Below are 16,341 nucleotides of genomic sequence, written 5' to 3'. Positions count from 1 at the left end.
TTTCCATTTCTGAACATTGCCATTTGTTTACTGTTTTCACTGCCGTTAAGGTGATTCCACTGTTAACAAACAAGGAGAAAACAGTATGAAACACGGAATCAAAGCACTGCTCATTACCCTGTCCCTGGCCTGTGCCGGAATGTCTCACTGTGCGCTGGCGGCAGCTCCTGCGGCGAAACCTGCGGCGGTCGAAACCAAAGCGGAAGCCCCTGCGGCACAAAGCAAAGCGGCAGTACCGGCGAAAGCCAGTGATGAGGAAGGCACCCGGGTCAGCATTAATAATGCCAGCGCGGAAGAGCTAGCCCGCGCGATGAATGGCGTTGGCCTGAAGAAAGCGCAGGCGATTGTCAGTTATCGCGAAGAGTATGGCCCATTTAAAACGGTGGAGGATCTGAAGCAGGTGCCGGGGATGGGTAATTCGCTGGTGGAACGTAATCTGGCGGTATTAACCCTGTAATTAATTTGCATAGTGGCAATTTTTTTGCCAGACTGAAGAGGTCATACCAGTTGTGACCTCTGTACTTATAACAACAACGTAAGGTTATTGCGCTATGCAAACACAAATCAAAGTTCGTGGATATCATCTCGACGTCTACCAGCACGTAAACAACGCCCGCTACCTTGAGTTTCTCGAAGAAGCCCGCTGGGATGGATTGGAAAACAGCGACAGTTTTCAATGGATGACCGCCCATAACATCGCTTTCGTGGTGGTGAATATCAATATCAACTATCGCCGCCCGGCGGTATTAAGTGACTTGTTAACCATTACGAGCCAGTTACAGCAATTAAACGGTAAAAGCGGCATCTTAAGCCAGGTCATCACTCTGGAGCCTGAAGGGCAGATGGTCGCGGATGCGCTTATCACGTTTGTCTGTATCGATCTTAAAACGCAGAAGGCTTTAGCTCTGGAAGGGGAGCTGCGCGAAAAGCTGGAGCAGATGGTTAAGTAAACATTTTGTTGTGCCGGATGCTCAAGCCGCATCCGGCAACACCCGGAATAATTACTTCAACCCGGTCTTTTGCTTCATCGCCGCCATCACCGCTGGTTTATCGGACAGATAATGATTCAACCCATTACTGCGCAGATTACACGCCGCACATTGACCGCAACCGTCGCCTTTAATGCCGTTATAGCAGGTCAGTGTTTCGTTACGCACTAAATCCAGCTTGCCGTAATAATCCGCCAGCGCCCAGGTTTCCGCTTTATCAATCCACATCAGCGGCGTTTCAAAACGAATCTCTTTCGCCATGCCCAAACTGACGGCATGGTTTAGTGCTTTCACAAACTCATCGCGGCAATCCGGGTAGCCGGAGAAATCTGTTTCGCAGACGCCGGTGATCACCGCTTCGGCTTTCACCTGATATGCGTAAATCGCCGCGAGCGTCAGGAACAAAATATTACGCCCTGGAACAAACGTATTCGGGATGCCATCGGCTTCAGGTTCATAATCTGGCACTGGAATGCTGTCACGCGTCAGACTGCTGACTGCCAGCTCGTTAAGCAGGGTGACATCCAGCACCTTATGCGCGCGTGCGCCCAGTTTCAGCGCCAGATCGCGCGCGACGTCGATCTCTGCGCGATGGCGCTGACCGTAATCAAACGTCACGCAATGGACTTCATCATATTGTTGCAATGCCTGCACCAGACAGGTTGTAGAGTCCTGGCCCCCACTGAATACAACGACAGCACGTTTCATAAATCATCCTGCTAAATCGATAAAAACGTTATGGTAACGCCTGCGGTTAACCCGGGCCAGCTCTTCATTGCGACGGTGCGGGTAGCCAGGCCTCGGTAAATTCAAACCAGCCGCGCGGTGTCAGTCGCACACCGTTCACGCCTGGCGGCGCACTAATGCGATAGTGATAGTTGAACAGTGGTGTCAGCGTCGCATCTGCCATTAACTGGCTAAACACTGTTTTCAGGGCATTAAATCGGCTTTCTTCGTCAGGCATTATTTGCACGGCATCCAGTGTCGATTGTAGATGTGCGTATGTACTGGCAGTAAAAATATGTGGCCACAGCGGATCGCAGCGCAGCCACTGTTCAAGGGTATATTCCGGCGCTTCGCCAATTAATCTGTCGCCCATCATGAGGTCTGCTTGCTCCAGTGGCGTGGCTCCATCCCAGTTTTTCGCGTTATGAAAAATAATCTTTAGCTCGCAACCTTCTGCTGCCAGCGTCGTTCGTAGCTGTTCTGCCATCACATGAAGTTCCACCGGCAGGTGATAAACCAGCGTCAGCGTTTCAGGTAGTTTGACCTCATCCGGTACCTTCCATTGCGGAATAGTCCAGCCAGGCAGCAATGCATGACTGGCGGTGATCAGATTTTCTCCGACTTCTAACGTTTGTAGTAAACCGGATTGATGAATAATGGTGATCACTTTTCGTGCCTGCCAGAGAGTCAGTCGGGGGCTTTTGCGCAACGTTAAATAGCAAAAACCTAAACTGATGCCGCTACTGACCTGACTGACCCGTGGTAATTCCTCTGGTTTGCCGATGGTGATTTGGACGGGATGCCGACAACTCGTCCCCAAATCTTTTTCAAAAAGCGGCGGGGTTATCCAGTACTCAACCGCTTTTAGTAGCGGATGACGTAAATGGTAATAATCATGGCTTTCGAGGCGCACCAGCTCCGGTGTGAATTGTGTTAAGCGGAAAGGTCCGGTTCCTACCAGTGGTAATTGCGGATGCGCCAGATGGCAGCAATAGCTCGCCAGTCGGTGTGCCAGCCAGTAATCGGGACGATTTAAAAAGAAGGTCAGACACTGCGTGTGGGTGACTTCAATACGCTGCACGCTAATTAATAACTGCCTCAGGGCAGGCAGCAGCATCAGCAAGCGTTGATGTAGCTGTGTTGCTTTTACTGCATCACCGTTATGCCAATGTAGAGTTGAGCGAAGATAAAAATCCCAGCGTAACCCGTCAGCAGACGTTTCCCAGTGATGCGCTAAATCGCCAATTGGGCGCTGGGAGGTATTGTCGAAACGGCTCAGGCCGGAAAAAATTTGCCCGGCGAGATGCTGTTCGGCACGTCCGGCTAAAAAACCCGGTTGCAGTGGTTCGAGCGGGCGATAATAAGGAATACGCAATGTCGGGGTATCGTTTTGCCATTGCCCGCCCATAAACGGTTGTAACATGGTACGCAGTTCGCCAGGCGCCAGCTGCGCGAGTTCCAGCACATCCTGTTGTTTTCCACTTTCCAGCGCCTGTTCCATCATCGTATTGCGCAAGGATTCCGGCGTCACCAGAAAGCGCAGTTGCCCGCGTTTTCCGCGCCCGGATTGCGCCTGCCACTCCAGCCATCCCGCCTCCTGCGCCTGACGTAACAATGTGCGTACATGGCGTTCGCTGCAAAAGCAACGTTCTGCCAGTTCGCTGACGGTAACGGATTGTGGTGTTCCGGCGGAAGGTTGCCACAAACGTTGATACTGGTTAAGACGATTAAGCAGTCGCATATAAACCCGGAACAATATTTTTTATCTATTCACTATTACTTCCGTATATATCAAGTGATACTCAATCACCATTAATCGTGTCACAGAGTGGAGAAAGAAATGGCTCGTCTGGCAGCATTTGATATGGACGGCACTTTATTGATGCCTGACCATCATTTAGGTGAGAAAACTCTCTCTACTCTGGCGCGCCTGCGTGAACGCGATATTACCCTTACATTTGCTACGGGGCGTCATGCGTTGGAGATGCAGCATATTCTCGGGGCGCTATCGCTGGATGCGTATTTAATTACCGGCAACGGCACGCGTGTGCACTCTCTGGAAGGCGAACTTTTACATCGTGATGATTTACCTGCGGATGTGGCGGAGCTGGTGCTGTATCAGCAATGGGATACCCGAGCCAGCATGCATATCTTCAATGACGATGGTTGGTTTACCGGGAAAGAGATCCCTGCGCTGTTGCAGGCATTTGTCTATAGCGGTTTTCGTTATCAGATAATCGATGTCAAAAAAATGCCACTCGGCAGTGTCACCAAGATCTGTTTCTGTGGCGATCACGACGATCTTGCACGCTTGCAGATCCAACTACACGAAGCTTTAGGTGAGCATGCACATTTGTGTTTTTCCGCGACTGATTGCCTGGAAGTGCTGCCGGTGGGCTGCAATAAAGGCGCTGCGTTGACTATGCTGACCCAACATTTAGGTTTTTCGCTGCGTGACTGTATGGCCTTTGGTGACGCGATGAATGATCGCGAAATGTTAGGCAGCGTCGGTAAGGGCTTCATTATGGGTAATGCGATGCCGCAATTGCGCGCGGAACTCCCTCATTTACCGGTGATTGGACACTGCCGTAATCAGGCTGTCTCTCACTTTTTGACGCACTGGCTGGATAATCCACATCTACCTTATTCCCCCGAATAACGAGATCCCTTCCAGCACCGGGCAACTGCCCGGTTTTTTTTGCCCCGAATTTGTCATTTTGTGCATTCTCTGTGAAATCGCACGGAATAAATTGTCGCTATTTGGCCTTTAAAATAGAATCAAAAGAGAAAATAATTCTCTGTGGATTGGCTATGTTAGATAAAATTGACCGTAAGCTGCTGGCCTTATTACAGCAGGATTGCACCCTTTCTTTGCAGGCACTGGCAGAAGCCGTTAATCTGACAACCACGCCTTGCTGGAAGCGTCTGAAACGGTTGGAAGATGACGGTATTCTTATCGGCAAAGTCGCGTTGCTGGATCCGGAAAAAATTGGCCTGGGTCTGACGGCTTTTGTGCTGATTAAAACGCAACATCACAGCAGTGAATGGTATTGTCGCTTTGTCACGGTCGTCACGGAAATGCCGGAAGTTCTCGGTTTCTGGCGCATGGCCGGTGAATACGATTATCTGATGCGGGTTCAGGTTGCTGATATGAAGCGCTACGATGAGTTTTATAAGCGTCTGGTTAACAGTGTGCCGGGGCTTTCGGACGTCACTTCCAGCTTCGCGATGGAACAGATTAAGTACACTACCTCGTTACCTATCGAATAATTATCCAGGATCAGGTCAGGACATAACGCGTGCGATTATTTGCTCAACTAAGCTGGTATTTCCGCCGGGAATGGCGCCGCTATCTCGGGGCTGTCGCCTTGCTTGTCATTATTGCGATTCTGCAACTGATCCCGCCAAAAGTCGTTGGTATTGTTGTCGATGGCGTGACAGAAAAACACTTTACTACCGGGCAGATCCTGATGTGGATCGCCACCATGGTGTTGATTGCAGTGGTGGTTTATCTCCTGCGTTACGTCTGGCGCGTACTGCTGTTCGGCGCGTCTTATCAACTGGCTGTTGAACTGCGTGAAGACTATTACCGCCAGCTAAGCCGCCAGCATCCAGAGTTTTATCTGCGTCATCGTACGGGCGACCTTATGGCCCGTGCGACAAATGACGTCGATCGTGTGGTATTTGCCGCCGGTGAAGGGGTGCTAACGCTGGTGGATTCGCTGGTGATGGGTTGCGCAGTGCTGATAATGATGTCAACGCAGATTAGCTGGCAGTTAACTTTAATAGCGCTGTTGCCGATGCCAGTGATGGCAATCATGATTAAACGCAACGGCGATGCCTTGCATGAACGCTTTAAGCTGGCACAAGCCGCTTTTTCCAGCCTTAACGATCGTACCCAGGAGAGTCTGACCAGTATTCGCATGATTAAATCCTTTGGTCTGGAGGATCGCCAGTCTGCACTGTTCGCCGCAGATGCCGAAGATACCGGTAAGAAAAACATGCGAGTAGCGCGCATTGATGCTCGTTTCGACCCGACCATTTATATCGCGATTGGCATGGCGAATTTACTGGCGATTGGCGGTGGTAGTTGGATGGTCGTGCAGGGCAGCTTAACGTTGGGCCAGCTCACCAGTTTTATGATGTACCTTGGTTTGATGATTTGGCCGATGCTGGCGCTGGCGTGGATGTTTAACATTGTGGAGCGTGGCAGCGCGGCGTATAGCCGAATTCGTAGCATGCTGGCCGAAGCGCCAGTCGTTATTGATGGTAAAGATAAGGTGCCAGAAGGTCGTGGTGAACTGGATGTGAATATTCGCCAGTTTACGTATCCTCAAACTCATCATCCTGCGCTCGAGAACATCAGTTTTGCGCTGAAACCGGGTCAGATGCTGGGAATTTGCGGGCCGACCGGCTCCGGCAAAAGTACTGTGCTGTCATTAATTCAACGTCATTTTGATGTTACCGAGGGTGATATCCGTTTTCATGATATACCTTTGACGCAGTTGCAACTCGACAGCTGGCGTAGCGCCTGGCGGTAGTTAGCCAGACACCGTTCCTTTTTTCTGACACGGTTGCTAATAACATCGCACTGGGTTGCCCAAATGCCACCCAGCAAGAAATTGAACATGTAGCGCGGTTAGCCAGCGTGCATGACGATATTTTGCGTCTGCCGCAAGGTTACGACACAGAAGTGGGCGAGCGCGGCGTGATGCTTTCCGGTGGGCAAAAACAGCGAATCTCCATTGCCAGGGCATTGCTGGTGAATGCGGAAATCCTCATTCTTGACGATGCTCTATCGGCGGTAGATGGTCGCACGGAATACCAGATTCTCCATAACCTGCGCCAGTGGGGGCAGGGGAGAACGGTGATTATCAGCGCCCATCGCCTTTCTGCCCTGACCGAAGCAAGTGAAATTATTGTGATGCAGCATGGGCATATTGCCCAGCGCGGCGCTCATGATGTGCTGGCGCAGCAAAGCGGCTGGTATCGCGATATGTATCGTTACCAACAACTGGAAGCGGCGCTCAACGATGCTCCGGAAAATCACGAGGAGGCTGTTGATGCGTAGTTTTAGCCAACTCTGGCCGACTCTGAAGCGCCTGTTAGCTTACGGTTCACCGTGGCGTAAACCGCTGGGTATCGCAGTGTTGATGATGTGGGTGGCAGCGGCGGCAGAAGTGAGCTGCCCACTGCTCGTCAGTTACTTTATCGACAATATGGTGGCGAAAAATAATCTACCGCTGAAAATGGTTGTCGGGCTGGCAGCGGCATATGTCGTACTGCAACTGTTTGCCGCCGGGCTACATTACGCGCAGTCGCTGTTGTTTAACCGGGCGGCAGTAGGCGTTGTACAACAGTTACGTACCGATGTGATGGATGCTGCACTGCGCCAACCGTTGAGTGAGTTTGATACTCAGCCGGTCGGGCAGGTGATTTCCCGCGTTACCAATGATACTGAAGTTATCCGCGATCTGTACGTTACCGTGGTCGCGACCGTTTTGCGTAGTGCCGCCCTGGTAGGGGCGATGCTGGTAGCGATGTTCAGTCTCGACTGGCGAATGGCGCTGGTGGCGATAATGATTTTCCCGGTGGTGCTGGTGGTGATGGTGATATACCAGCGTTACAGCACGCCGATTGTCCGTCGTGTGCGCGCCTATCTGGCGGATATCAACGACGGCTTTAACGAAGTTATTAACGGCATGAGCGTCATCCAGCAGTTCCGCCAGCAGGCGCGATTTGGCGAACGTATGGGCGAAGCCAGCCGTTCACACTATATGGCGCGAATGCAAACGCTACGGCTGGACGGCTTTTTACTGCGTCCCCTGCTGAGTCTGTTTTCATCGCTCATTCTTTGTGGCTTGTTGATGCTGTTTGGCTTCTCCGCCAGCGGCACCATTGAAGTGGGTGTGTTGTATGCGTTTATCAGCTATCTTGGGCGACTTAACGAACCCTTAATCGAACTGACCACGCAACAGGCGATGCTGCAACAGGCTGTTGTTGCTGGCGAACGTGTGTTTGAGCTGATGGACGGTCCGCGCCAGCAATATGGCAATGATGATCGCCCGTTACAGAGCGGCACCATTGAAGTTGATAACGTGTCATTTGCTTATCGCGATGACAATCTGGTGCTGAAAAATATTAATCTTGCCGTTCCTTCGCGCAGCTTTGTGGCGTTGGTGGGGCATACCGGTAGCGGAAAAAGTACCCTCGCAAGTTTGCTGATGGGCTATTACCCACTAACAGAAGGTGAGATTCGCCTTGATGGACGTCCGTTAAGTTCGCTCAGTCATAGCGCGCTGCGTCAGGGCGTGGCGATGGTGCAGCAAGATCCGGTGGTGCTGGCGGATACTTTCCTTGCCAATGTGACGCTGGGACGTGATATCTCCGAAGAGCGCGTCTGGCAGGCGCTGGAAACGGTACAACTGGCGGAACTCGCGCGTAGCATGAGCGACGGTATTAATACGCCGCTGGGCGAGCAGGGGAATAATCTCTCAGTCGGGCAAAAGCAACTGCTGGCACTGGCTCGCGTGCTGGTGGAGACGCCGCAAATCCTGATCCTTGATGAGGCAACCGCCAGCATTGACTCCGGTACTGAACAGGCGATTCAACATGCTCTGGCGGCGGTGCGTGAACATACTACGCTTGTGGTGATTGCTCACCGCTTATCGACTATTGTTGATGCTGATACCATTCTGGTGCTTCATCGTGGTCAGGCTGTGGAACAGGGTACTCACCAGCAACTGCTGGCCGCCCAGGGGCGCTACTGGCAGATGTATCAACTGCAACTTGCGGGCGAAGAGCTGGCAGCCAGCGTGCGTGAAGATGAATCTCTGAGCGCCTGATTAGCGCAAAATTTCATCGGTGGTGCAAAAATGTAACGCACTGTGCACTGTCATAGTGCGTTTTTATTTTCAATCTTCTTAACTTCCTGCTCTCTTTCTCGTTTTTCATTTCTGGCACACCGCTTGCAATACCTTCTTCGTGTAGCAGAACCATTACCGAATTCTGACCGGAGGGGATCTATGAAGCTGGTGACCGTGATAATCAAACCATTCAAGCTGGAAGACGTTCGTGAAGCGTTATCTTCCATTGGTATTCAGGGCCTGACCGTCACCGAAGTGAAAGGTTTTGGGCGTCAGAAGGGCCATGCTGAGCTATACAGGGGCGCGGAATACAGCGTCAATTTCCTGCCAAAAGTAAAAATTGATGTGGCGATTGCTGATGATCAACTCGATGAAGTGATCGATATCGTCAGTAAGGCGGCTTACACCGGAAAAATTGGCGATGGCAAAATCTTCGTCGCTGAATTGCAACGCGTCATTCGTATTCGTACCGGCGAAGCCGACGAAGCGGCGCTGTAATCTCTGGCACACAGCAACAGGAACGAAAAATGAAGATAGCGACGATAAAAACTGGGCTTGCTTCACTGGCGATGCTGCCGGGACTGGTCATGGCTGCACCTGCGGTGGCCGATAAAGCCGACAATGCGTTTATGATGATTTGTACTGCGCTGGTGCTGTTTATGACTATTCCGGGGATTGCCCTGTTCTACGGCGGGTTGATTCGCGGCAAAAAACGTGCTGTCGATGCTAACGCAGGTGACCGTGACGTTTGCACTGGTCTGTATTCTCTGGGTGGTTTACGGTTACTCGCTGGCGTTTGGTGAGGGCAACAACTTCTTCGGCAACATTAACTGGTTGATGCTGAAAAACATCGAACTGACGGCGGTGATGGGCAGCATTTATCAGTATATCCACGTGGCGTTTCAGGGATCGTTTGCCTGCATTACCGTAGGCTTGATAGTCGGGGCGCTGGCGGAACGAATCCGCTTCTCAGCTGTGTTGATTTTCGTGGTGGTATGGCTGACGCTCTCTTACATTCCGATTGCGCATATGGTGTGGGGCGGTGGTTTGCTGGCTTCTCATGGTGCGCTGGATTTCGCGGGTGGCACGGTGGTGCACATTAACGCCGCAATCGCCGGTCTGGTGGGCGCGTATCTGATAGGTAAACGCGTGGGCTTTGGCAAAGAGGCGTTTAAACCGCACAATCTGCCGATGGTCTTCACCGGAACTGCCATTCTCTATATCGGTTGGTTTGGCTTTAACGCCGGGTCAGCGGGTACGGCGAATGAAATCGCAGCACTGGCATTTGTGAATACTGTGGTGGCAACGGCGGCGGCGATTCTTGGCTGGATCTTCGGTGAATGGGCGCTGCGTGGTAAGCCTTCACTGCTGGGGGCGTGTTCTGGCGCGATTGCCGGTCTGGTCGGCGTGACGCCAGCCTGTGGCTACATTGGGGTTGGCGGCGCGTTGATTATCGGCGTGGTAGCGGGTCTGGCGGGCTTGTGGGGCGTTACCATGCTCAAACGCCTGTTGCGGGTCGATGATCCTTGCGATGTATTCGGTGTGCACGGCGTTTGTGGCATTGTCGGCTGTATCATGACCGGGATTTTTGCCGCCAGCTCGCTGGGCGGCGTGGGCTTCGCTGAAGGTGTGACGATGGGCCATCAGTTGCTGGTACAGCTGGAAAGCATCGCCATTACGATCGTCTGGTCCGGTGTGGTGGCATTTATCGGCTACAAACTGGCGGATCTGACGGTTGGCCTGCGTGTGCCGGAAGAACAGGAGCGAGAAGGGCTGGACGTCAACAGCCACGGCGAAAATGCCTATAACGCGTAACAAGCAATCAAATGCAATTTCGCCTGATGCACTGCGCTTATCAGGCCTACAATAAAAAACACAATTTGTTGAATTTACGATAATTTGTTGACCGGATAAGGCATTTACGCCGCATCCGGCATCACCAAAAGTACGTTACCAACTATCTGGCAGCCGGACGGTTTTCACCTCCGGCTGTTTTTTTAATTGTGATTACGCATTACCCCTTCCTGAACGGTCGAGGCAACCAGTACGCCGTCCTGGGTATAAAACTCACCGCGCACAAATCCTCGGGCGCTGGACGCTGACGTGCTCTCCACGCTATACAGCAGCCATTCGTTTAAATTAAATGGTCGATGGAACCACATGGAATGGTCAATAGTGGCTATCTGAATCCCCGGTTCGAGAAAACCGATGCCGTGCGGCTGTAGAGCTACCGGCAGGAAGTTAAGATCAGAAGCGTACCCCAGCAGATACTGATGAACGCGCAGATCATCCGGTAGGCTACCATTTGCGCGGATCCACACCTGACGATGCGGCGCGGCGACGTGACCTTTCAGTGGGTTATGAAATTCCACCGGACGCACTTCCAGCGGACGATCGCAGATGAATTTATCTTTCAGCACTGGCGGCAGCAGGTGCGCCAGCGACTGGGCGATCTGTGTTTCCGAGGGCAAACCATCAGGCGCTGGGGCCGGAGGCATCTCTTTTTGGTGTTCGAATCCAACTTCTGGCGCCTGGAAAGACGCTGTCATATAAAAAATGGGTTTGCCGTTCTGAATCGCTGCCACACGGCGAGCACTGAAACTGTTGCCGTCGCGCAGTGTTTCGACATCATAAATAATCGGCTTCTTGCTATCACCAGGGCGAAGAAAGTAGCTGTGGAATGAATGCACCAGACGCTCTTCGGGTACTGTCTCCTTTGCGGCATACAGGGCCTGACCCACGACCTGGCCGCCAAACACCTGGCGTAAACCTAAATCTTCACTCTGGCCGCGAAAGAGTCCTTCCTCAATTTTTTCCAGATTCAACAATGTCAGTAAATTTTTTAAGGCCTGACTCATATTAACTCTCCAGTAACAAAGCTGCCGCAGCAAGCCAAAGTGAGTTGAGTATAACGCAATTTTGTCACTGGTCCGATGGGTGCAATGGTCTGAATTACGGGCTAAATGCAGGCGTAAATACGTGATTTGTGCCACACTTATTGACGTTACGATTTTGTTAACCACTCTTCCGGCGAGGAAAGTTAGCCCGCTGGTGCATTGATAATAAGGAGACGTGAATGAAACTCGTGCACATGGCCAGTGGTTTAGCGGTTGCGATTGCGTTGGCGGCTTGCGCTGATAAAAGCGCGGATATCCAGACGCCAGCACCTGCTGCAAATACCTCTATTGCGGCGACACAACAACCTGCTATACAGCAACCTAATGTCTCCGGTACGGTCTGGATCCGTCAGAAAGTCGCACTGCCTCCCGATGCTGTGCTGACCGTGACACTTTCTGACGCGTCGTTAGCCGATGCGCCGTCTAAAGTACTGGCGCAAAAAGCGGTGCGTACCGAAGGTAAACAGTCACCATTCAGCTTTGTTCTGCCATTTAACCCGGCAGACGTTCAGCCGAACGCGCGTATTCTGTTAAGTGCGGCGATTACCGTAAATGACAAATTGGTGTTTATTACCGATACCGTTCAGCCGGTGATCAACCAGGGCGGAACTAAAGCCGACCTGACATTGGTGCCGGTTCAGCAAACCGCCGTGCCGGTTCAGGCCAGCGGTGGCGCAATGACCACCGTACCTTCGACTTCACCAACTCAGGTGAATCCGTCTTCGGCAGTTCCAGCTCCAACGCAATATTAAGCGAAGTTAACCCTCTCCGCCCGGAGAGGGTTAGTAGTTCCAGCGATAACGCTGTAAGTCGATTTGTCCGTTTCCCGATACCATCACGCCTTCTGCCAGTAATGCCTGCCGCTGACGCTGTAAATCTGGTCCGGTTAATGAGATTGTGCCGTGGCGGTTAACCACCCGATGCCAGGGCAAAGTGCTGCCTTCGGGCAGGCGCTTTAACACACCGCCCACCTGGCGCGCGGCACGGGGCGATCCTGCCAGTTTCGCGACATCGCCGTAAGTAGTGACATACCCTTCGGGAATAGCGGCTACGATTTGCCACACGCGTTGGGGAAATGAATCTTCTTTTTCCATCTTTCCTTCCTGAGGTAATTTCTCAGCATAATCTGGAAAAACGTCCGAGTGAAGCCGCATTGCGCAAGAAACCAGCATCCAGCACGCAATGGGTTGCAATTAGCCGGGGCAGCAGTGATAATGCGCCTGCGCGTTGGTTCTCAACGCTCTCAATGGGGGCTCTGTTGGTTCTCCCGCAACGCTACTCTGTTTACCAGGTCAGGTCCGGAAGGAAGCAGCCAAGGCAGATGACGCGTGTGCCGGGATGTAGCTGGCAGGGCCCCCACCCATTTCTGCCTCCCCACCGTTTCGTCAAAAAATCCCAATATGGCTAAACTTTAATCACGACTGATGCCGCAAGAATTTTCTGGCTGCGCAGTACGCTTCGGAGGTATGTCTGATGAAGTATGTTGATGGTTTTGTGGTTGCTGTTCCTGCCGACAAAAAGGATGCCTATCGTGAAATGGCCGCAAAGGCCGCGCCGCTGTTTAAAGAGTTTGGCGCCCTGCGCATTGTTGAATGCTGGGCCAGCGATGTACCGAATGGCAAAGTGACCGATTTTCGTATGGCGGTCAAAGCGGAAGAGAATGAGGAAGTGGTTTTTAGCTGGATTGAATACCCTTCAAAAGAGGTCCGCGACGCTGCCAATCAGAAGATGATGTCGGACCCACGGATGAAGGAGTTCGGCGAGTCCATGCCGTTTGATGGTAAACGAATGATCTACGGTGGGTTCGAGTCAATCATCGACGAGTAGCGTGACGGGCTGTGCGGCGTGCCGCCAGCCCCAAAATTCACAGATGGTGTTCTGCCCAGCGTAAAAACTCCTCTTTCGGTAATGCTTTGCTGTACAACCACCCCTGGCCGTAATGCACGCCATGCTGGCGTAGCCACTCTTCCTGTTTGCTGGTTTCGATCCCTTCCGCCACCATTTTAAGTTTCAGTGTTTTTGCCATTTCGATGATATGCGGTGTGACATTTTTTATATTCCAGCGCATCAACGAAGGATTTATCGATCTTCAGAATATCGACATCCAGATCCTGCAAATAACTTAAGCTCGAATAACCGGTACCAAAATCATCAAGATAAATTTCATGACCAACCTGTCGATATCGGGAGATTACCGGGGCGCTGATTTTTGGATCGGCAAACTCGCGTTCAGTGAGTTCAAGAGCGATCTGTCTGGGATTGACCTGGTAGTGATTGATCATTTCACGCAGCAATTGCGGGATTTTTCCGAGGTGAGCACGGTGGATTCAAGATTGATCGAAATATGTTGCTGCGGATGCTGACGCAGCCAGTCGCCCATATCTTCAAAGACCGTTTTGATAATAAGCAGAGTCAGAGATTCTGACAGGCCCGTTTGTTGCGCCAGCGGGATAAAACTATCCGGTGACAACCAGCTACCGTCTGTCTGCGGCCAGCGCGCCAGCGCTTCGGCTCCGACAATCTTTCCATTCGATAAGGAGATAATAGGCTGATAGTGCACGCAAATATCGCGGTTTTCGATAGCATCCTGCAGGCGATGATGCGGTGACTGGATACGGCGTAAAATCCGCAAGACGAACATTGCCGCCAGTAGGCCAATTAACAATCCGACAGGCAACCAGATAAAGACCTGCCGATACCAATCTTTTTGTAACGTTTTTGTCGAAGACCAGGTGATTATGGAAATGTTCATCGCGGGGAGAGGCAGGATATCGTAAATGATTCCATTCTTTTCGATGTGTTCGCCCGGTGTTTTTTGCAGCTGGGTAATAATTCCCTGGGCTATTTCGTCACTGCTGGTAATGATAATGTTATGCGCATTGCCAATAATCGCGGCATCAATTTGCCACGAGCTATAAGGAATCACATCTATAAATGAGGCGGGGTCAATCATCACTATGTAATGTGCAGTTCCCATAGCGACCATGTAGCGGGTAATACCTAAATCGTTGTGCGAGGTTAACCATACCCGATAACCATCGTTCGATATTTTACCTGGCTCGGGGAAGGTATCTGGCGGGCTTTCATGTTCCAGAGAAGAGCACTGAGGAACGTTGTTATCGACATAGACCACTTCCTGAATATAGCGATAACTATAAGATACCCGGCGCATTTCCATTAGATGAGCCTCGCTACAGGCTGCGCCTTGCCATTTTTTCCAGTTTTTGTAGTGCATCTTTCCCTTGTGACGCCACTTTGTTGGCGCGAATAGCGACGCGGGATGAGTAGGTATGTAGCTCCTCAACAAATGACGTTTCTACCTGTTGATGAGCCAGCCAGATGCTTAAGCCCACTGGCAGAAGTACGGAAAGGATCAGTACTCCTGAAATTAGGCTGACCAGATGTCGTGTTCTCACCAGCATGTCCTTATTTACGCAGTGTAGGGAAAGTATATCCGATAGCGAATAACGGCATGCAAAAGATAAGTGATGCGGGGGAGTTTCGTTAAATGCGTTGTGGCAACGATTGTTGTCAATTCACCAGGCGCGGAGGTTTACGCCTGGTGAGGGTGATACAACTTATGGTGTCGCTTCGGTGCGGGCGAGAGTGAAAATATCGTAAAAGGACAACTCACCTTTACGAGCGATCATTTTCTGCAACTGTTCTTTGTGGATGTTCGCGACACGCGGCGAGTTCAGAATAGCGTCGACCAATGCAGTTGGAACAAAGCGTGTATTGTACCATTCGCCGTTGTAGCAAACCCGGAAATCCAGAACGTCGATATCTTCGTAATGGTAACGCGGATAAACGTCAAAAAAGAAGAAACCGTTAAGCAGGATGAACAATACCACCAGGAGCCAGACTGAACCAACCAGCGTTTCAGACTGTAACATCACAGCCAGAGTGGCAAAAAAAGCGACATACATACCGATAAACAGCCCCGGATGTTTACGGATAAAACTGATACTAAAGCGAGGTTTATTATCGCGTTTTTCGTGTGCATTTAGTGCATCAATTGTTTCGGTCAGCAGGCGTTGTATTTCAGTCATCTTTTGCCTTTGTGGTATCTGCAACTTTTCAGGGAACACCCTATTTTAACGTGGGAATCATATGATAAAAGTAACAGATTAACCACAATTTTGCATAACAGTTGCAACTATGGTTACAGTTTTTTAATGACAGTGGCCGGGTTACCGCCCACGACAACGTTAGCCGGAACATCTTTTGTGACGACGGCGCCAGAGGCCACCACGACGTTATCGCCAATGGTTACACCAGGGTTGATGACAGCACGTCCGCCAATCCAGACGTTATTACCGATAGTCACAGGTTTCCCCAGTTCAGCGCCACTATTACGGGCTACCGGGTCGACAGGGTGCGTTGCGGTATAAATGTGAACACCTGGTGCCAACATGCAATTATCACCGATACGAATTGGGCAGACATCGAGCATCACGCAATCGAAGTTGGCGTAAAATCCTTTGCCCAAAAAAATGTTATAGCCATAGTCGCAGCGAAAAGAGGGTTCAATATAAGCATCTGCTACCTGACCGAATAAATCGGTGAGAATTTTCTGGCGTAATGTTTGTTCTTCCGGTGCGGAATGATTGTATTGGTGAATAAGCTGACGAGCGCGCAGGCGATCGCGAGATAACTCCTCATCTGCCGAGCGATACAACTCACCAGCAATCATTTTTTCTTTTTCTGTGCTCATTACTGACCTCCCGTTGCTGAAAATGCGGCAACACGGTAATGCGAATAGTCAGTTAAGAGAACGTTCCCGTTTCCCGAGTGTGATGAATGTCACATGCAGTATGCTTTCATTGCGAATAATATAATAATGTTAATAAACAGTCGGTTACA

General features: G+C 51.1%; 14 protein-coding genes, 1 other RNA gene and 3 pseudogenes. 11 read left to right on the top strand and 7 right to left on the bottom strand.

All coding sequences use genetic code 11. The features are described from left to right. The first annotated feature begins 85 nt into the window (after positions 1-85). The gene (locus CRI63_RS04550) at positions 86-457 is read left to right on the top strand and encodes a helix-hairpin-helix domain-containing protein (protein ID WP_130206270.1); all 372 of its coding nucleotides are present in this window, start codon (positions 86-88) and stop codon (positions 455-457) included. A gap of 94 nt (positions 458-551) precedes the next feature. Then, on the top strand, positions 552-950 hold the full coding sequence (gene fadM / locus CRI63_RS04545) for a long-chain acyl-CoA thioesterase FadM (protein ID WP_135518641.1): 399 nt from the start codon (positions 552-554) through the stop codon (positions 948-950). Positions 951-1,001: 51 nt separating this feature from the next. Here fadM and queC read toward each other — a convergent pair whose 3' ends face one another. Both queC and CRI63_RS04535 read right to left on the bottom strand, forming a co-directional pair. After that, positions 1,002-1,697, bottom strand: a complete 696-nt coding sequence (gene queC / locus CRI63_RS04540; RefSeq protein ID WP_130206272.1) for a 7-cyano-7-deazaguanine synthase QueC — start codon at positions 1,695-1,697, stop codon at positions 1,002-1,004. 64 nt (positions 1,698-1,761) lie between these two features. Beyond that, the gene (locus tag CRI63_RS04535) at positions 1,762-3,456 is read right to left on the bottom strand and encodes an SgrR family transcriptional regulator (RefSeq protein WP_135518639.1); all 1,695 of its coding nucleotides are present in this window, start codon (positions 3,454-3,456) and stop codon (positions 1,762-1,764) included. Between the two features lie 99 nt (positions 3,457-3,555). On the opposite strand from CRI63_RS04535, the gene cof reads away from it, so the two are divergent. From cof to amtB, 6 genes and pseudogenes are all read left to right on the top strand, one after another. Then, entirely contained in the window at positions 3,556-4,374 is an 819-nt protein-coding gene (gene cof / locus CRI63_RS04530; RefSeq protein ID WP_135486577.1) for an HMP-PP phosphatase, read from the top strand. A 152-nt stretch (positions 4,375-4,526) separates the two neighbouring features. Further along, the gene (gene decR / locus CRI63_RS04525) at positions 4,527-4,985 is read left to right on the top strand and encodes a DNA-binding transcriptional regulator DecR (protein WP_000884589.1); all 459 of its coding nucleotides are present in this window, start codon (positions 4,527-4,529) and stop codon (positions 4,983-4,985) included. Positions 4,986-5,014: 29 nt separating this feature from the next. Continuing rightward, positions 5,015-6,786: pseudogene (locus CRI63_RS04520) on the top strand (SmdA family multidrug ABC transporter permease/ATP-binding protein). Beyond that, on the top strand, positions 6,779-8,560 hold the full coding sequence (locus tag CRI63_RS04515) for a SmdB family multidrug efflux ABC transporter permease/ATP-binding protein (protein WP_130223209.1): 1,782 nt from the start codon (positions 6,779-6,781) through the stop codon (positions 8,558-8,560). The pseudogene CRI63_RS04520 and the gene CRI63_RS04515 overlap by 8 nt, the downstream one beginning before the upstream one ends. Before the next feature lie 180 nt (positions 8,561-8,740). Beyond that, positions 8,741-9,079 (top strand): P-II family nitrogen regulator, encoded by a 339-nt coding sequence (gene glnK / locus CRI63_RS04510; RefSeq protein WP_000780338.1) that lies wholly within the window; start codon positions 8,741-8,743, stop codon positions 9,077-9,079. A 29-nt stretch (positions 9,080-9,108) separates the two neighbouring features. Beyond that, positions 9,109-10,396: pseudogene (gene amtB / locus CRI63_RS04505) on the top strand (ammonium transporter AmtB). 182 nt (positions 10,397-10,578) lie between these two features. Here amtB and tesB read toward each other — a convergent pair. Continuing rightward, on the bottom strand, positions 10,579-11,439 hold the full coding sequence (tesB, locus tag CRI63_RS04500) for an acyl-CoA thioesterase II (RefSeq protein ID WP_135518637.1): 861 nt from the start codon (positions 11,437-11,439) through the stop codon (positions 10,579-10,581). Between the two features lie 218 nt (positions 11,440-11,657). Here tesB and CRI63_RS04495 point away from each other — a divergent pair, with 218 nt between their 5' ends. Then, positions 11,658-12,230: a YbaY family lipoprotein gene (locus tag CRI63_RS04495; RefSeq protein WP_130258548.1), complete on the top strand. Its 573-nt coding sequence runs from the start codon at positions 11,658-11,660 to the stop codon at positions 12,228-12,230. Between the two features lie 30 nt (positions 12,231-12,260). On the opposite strand, the gene CRI63_RS04490 is transcribed toward CRI63_RS04495, so the two are convergent. Then, on the bottom strand, positions 12,261-12,572 hold the full coding sequence (locus CRI63_RS04490; RefSeq protein WP_130215477.1) for an MGMT family protein: 312 nt from the start codon (positions 12,570-12,572) through the stop codon (positions 12,261-12,263). 162 nt (positions 12,573-12,734) lie between these two features. Here CRI63_RS04490 and ffs point away from each other — a divergent pair. Further along, an RNA gene (gene ffs / locus CRI63_RS04485) (signal recognition particle sRNA small type) lies at positions 12,735-12,831 on the top strand. A 120-nt stretch (positions 12,832-12,951) separates the two neighbouring features. After that, entirely contained in the window at positions 12,952-13,305 is a 354-nt protein-coding gene (locus CRI63_RS04480; protein ID WP_064529090.1) for a DUF1428 domain-containing protein, read from the top strand. Between the two features lie 37 nt (positions 13,306-13,342). On the opposite strand, the pseudogene CRI63_RS04475 reads toward CRI63_RS04480, so the two are convergent. The 3 genes and pseudogenes from CRI63_RS04475 to maa all read right to left on the bottom strand — a co-directional run bounded on the left by CRI63_RS04475 (position 13,343) and on the right by maa (position 16,192). Next, positions 13,343-14,894 (bottom strand): annotated as a pseudogene (locus CRI63_RS04475) (EAL domain-containing protein). Between the two features lie 162 nt (positions 14,895-15,056). Next, on the bottom strand, positions 15,057-15,527 hold the full coding sequence (locus CRI63_RS04470; protein ID WP_130206287.1) for a YlaC family protein: 471 nt from the start codon (positions 15,525-15,527) through the stop codon (positions 15,057-15,059). Positions 15,528-15,640: 113 nt separating this feature from the next. Beyond that, on the bottom strand, positions 15,641-16,192 hold the full coding sequence (gene maa, locus CRI63_RS04465; RefSeq protein WP_130206289.1) for a maltose O-acetyltransferase: 552 nt from the start codon (positions 16,190-16,192) through the stop codon (positions 15,641-15,643). Between the last annotated feature and the right edge of the window lie 149 nt (positions 16,193-16,341).

The sequence above is a fragment of the Escherichia sp. E2661 genome, assembly GCF_004745185.1.
Taxonomy (GTDB): Bacteria; Pseudomonadota; Gammaproteobacteria; order Enterobacterales; family Enterobacteriaceae; genus Escherichia.
This window is presented reverse-complemented; position numbering and strand designations above follow the sequence as displayed.

Coding starts and splice junctions, on each gene's coding strand:
- maa (WP_130206289.1), bottom strand. CDS start 16,192: ATGAGCACAGAAAAAGAAAAAATGATTGCTGGTGAGTTGTATCGCTCG.
- queC (WP_130206272.1), bottom strand. CDS start 1,697: ATGAAACGTGCTGTCGTTGTATTCAGTGGGGGCCAGGACTCTACAACC.
- CRI63_RS04490 (WP_130215477.1), bottom strand. CDS start 12,572: ATGGAAAAAGAAGATTCATTTCCCCAACGCGTGTGGCAAATCGTAGCC.
- CRI63_RS04495 (WP_130258548.1), top strand. CDS start 11,658: ATGAAACTCGTGCACATGGCCAGTGGTTTAGCGGTTGCGATTGCGTTG.
- CRI63_RS04550 (WP_130206270.1), top strand. CDS start 86: ATGAAACACGGAATCAAAGCACTGCTCATTACCCTGTCCCTGGCCTGT.
- fadM (WP_135518641.1), top strand. CDS start 552: ATGCAAACACAAATCAAAGTTCGTGGATATCATCTCGACGTCTACCAG.
- CRI63_RS04480 (WP_064529090.1), top strand. CDS start 12,952: ATGAAGTATGTTGATGGTTTTGTGGTTGCTGTTCCTGCCGACAAAAAG.
- CRI63_RS04515 (WP_130223209.1), top strand. CDS start 6,779: ATGCGTAGTTTTAGCCAACTCTGGCCGACTCTGAAGCGCCTGTTAGCT.
- glnK (WP_000780338.1), top strand. CDS start 8,741: ATGAAGCTGGTGACCGTGATAATCAAACCATTCAAGCTGGAAGACGTT.
- tesB (WP_135518637.1), bottom strand. CDS start 11,439: ATGAGTCAGGCCTTAAAAAATTTACTGACATTGTTGAATCTGGAAAAA.
- decR (WP_000884589.1), top strand. CDS start 4,527: ATGTTAGATAAAATTGACCGTAAGCTGCTGGCCTTATTACAGCAGGAT.
- CRI63_RS04470 (WP_130206287.1), bottom strand. CDS start 15,527: ATGACTGAAATACAACGCCTGCTGACCGAAACAATTGATGCACTAAAT.
- cof (WP_135486577.1), top strand. CDS start 3,556: ATGGCTCGTCTGGCAGCATTTGATATGGACGGCACTTTATTGATGCCT.
- CRI63_RS04535 (WP_135518639.1), bottom strand. CDS start 3,456: ATGCGACTGCTTAATCGTCTTAACCAGTATCAACGTTTGTGGCAACCT.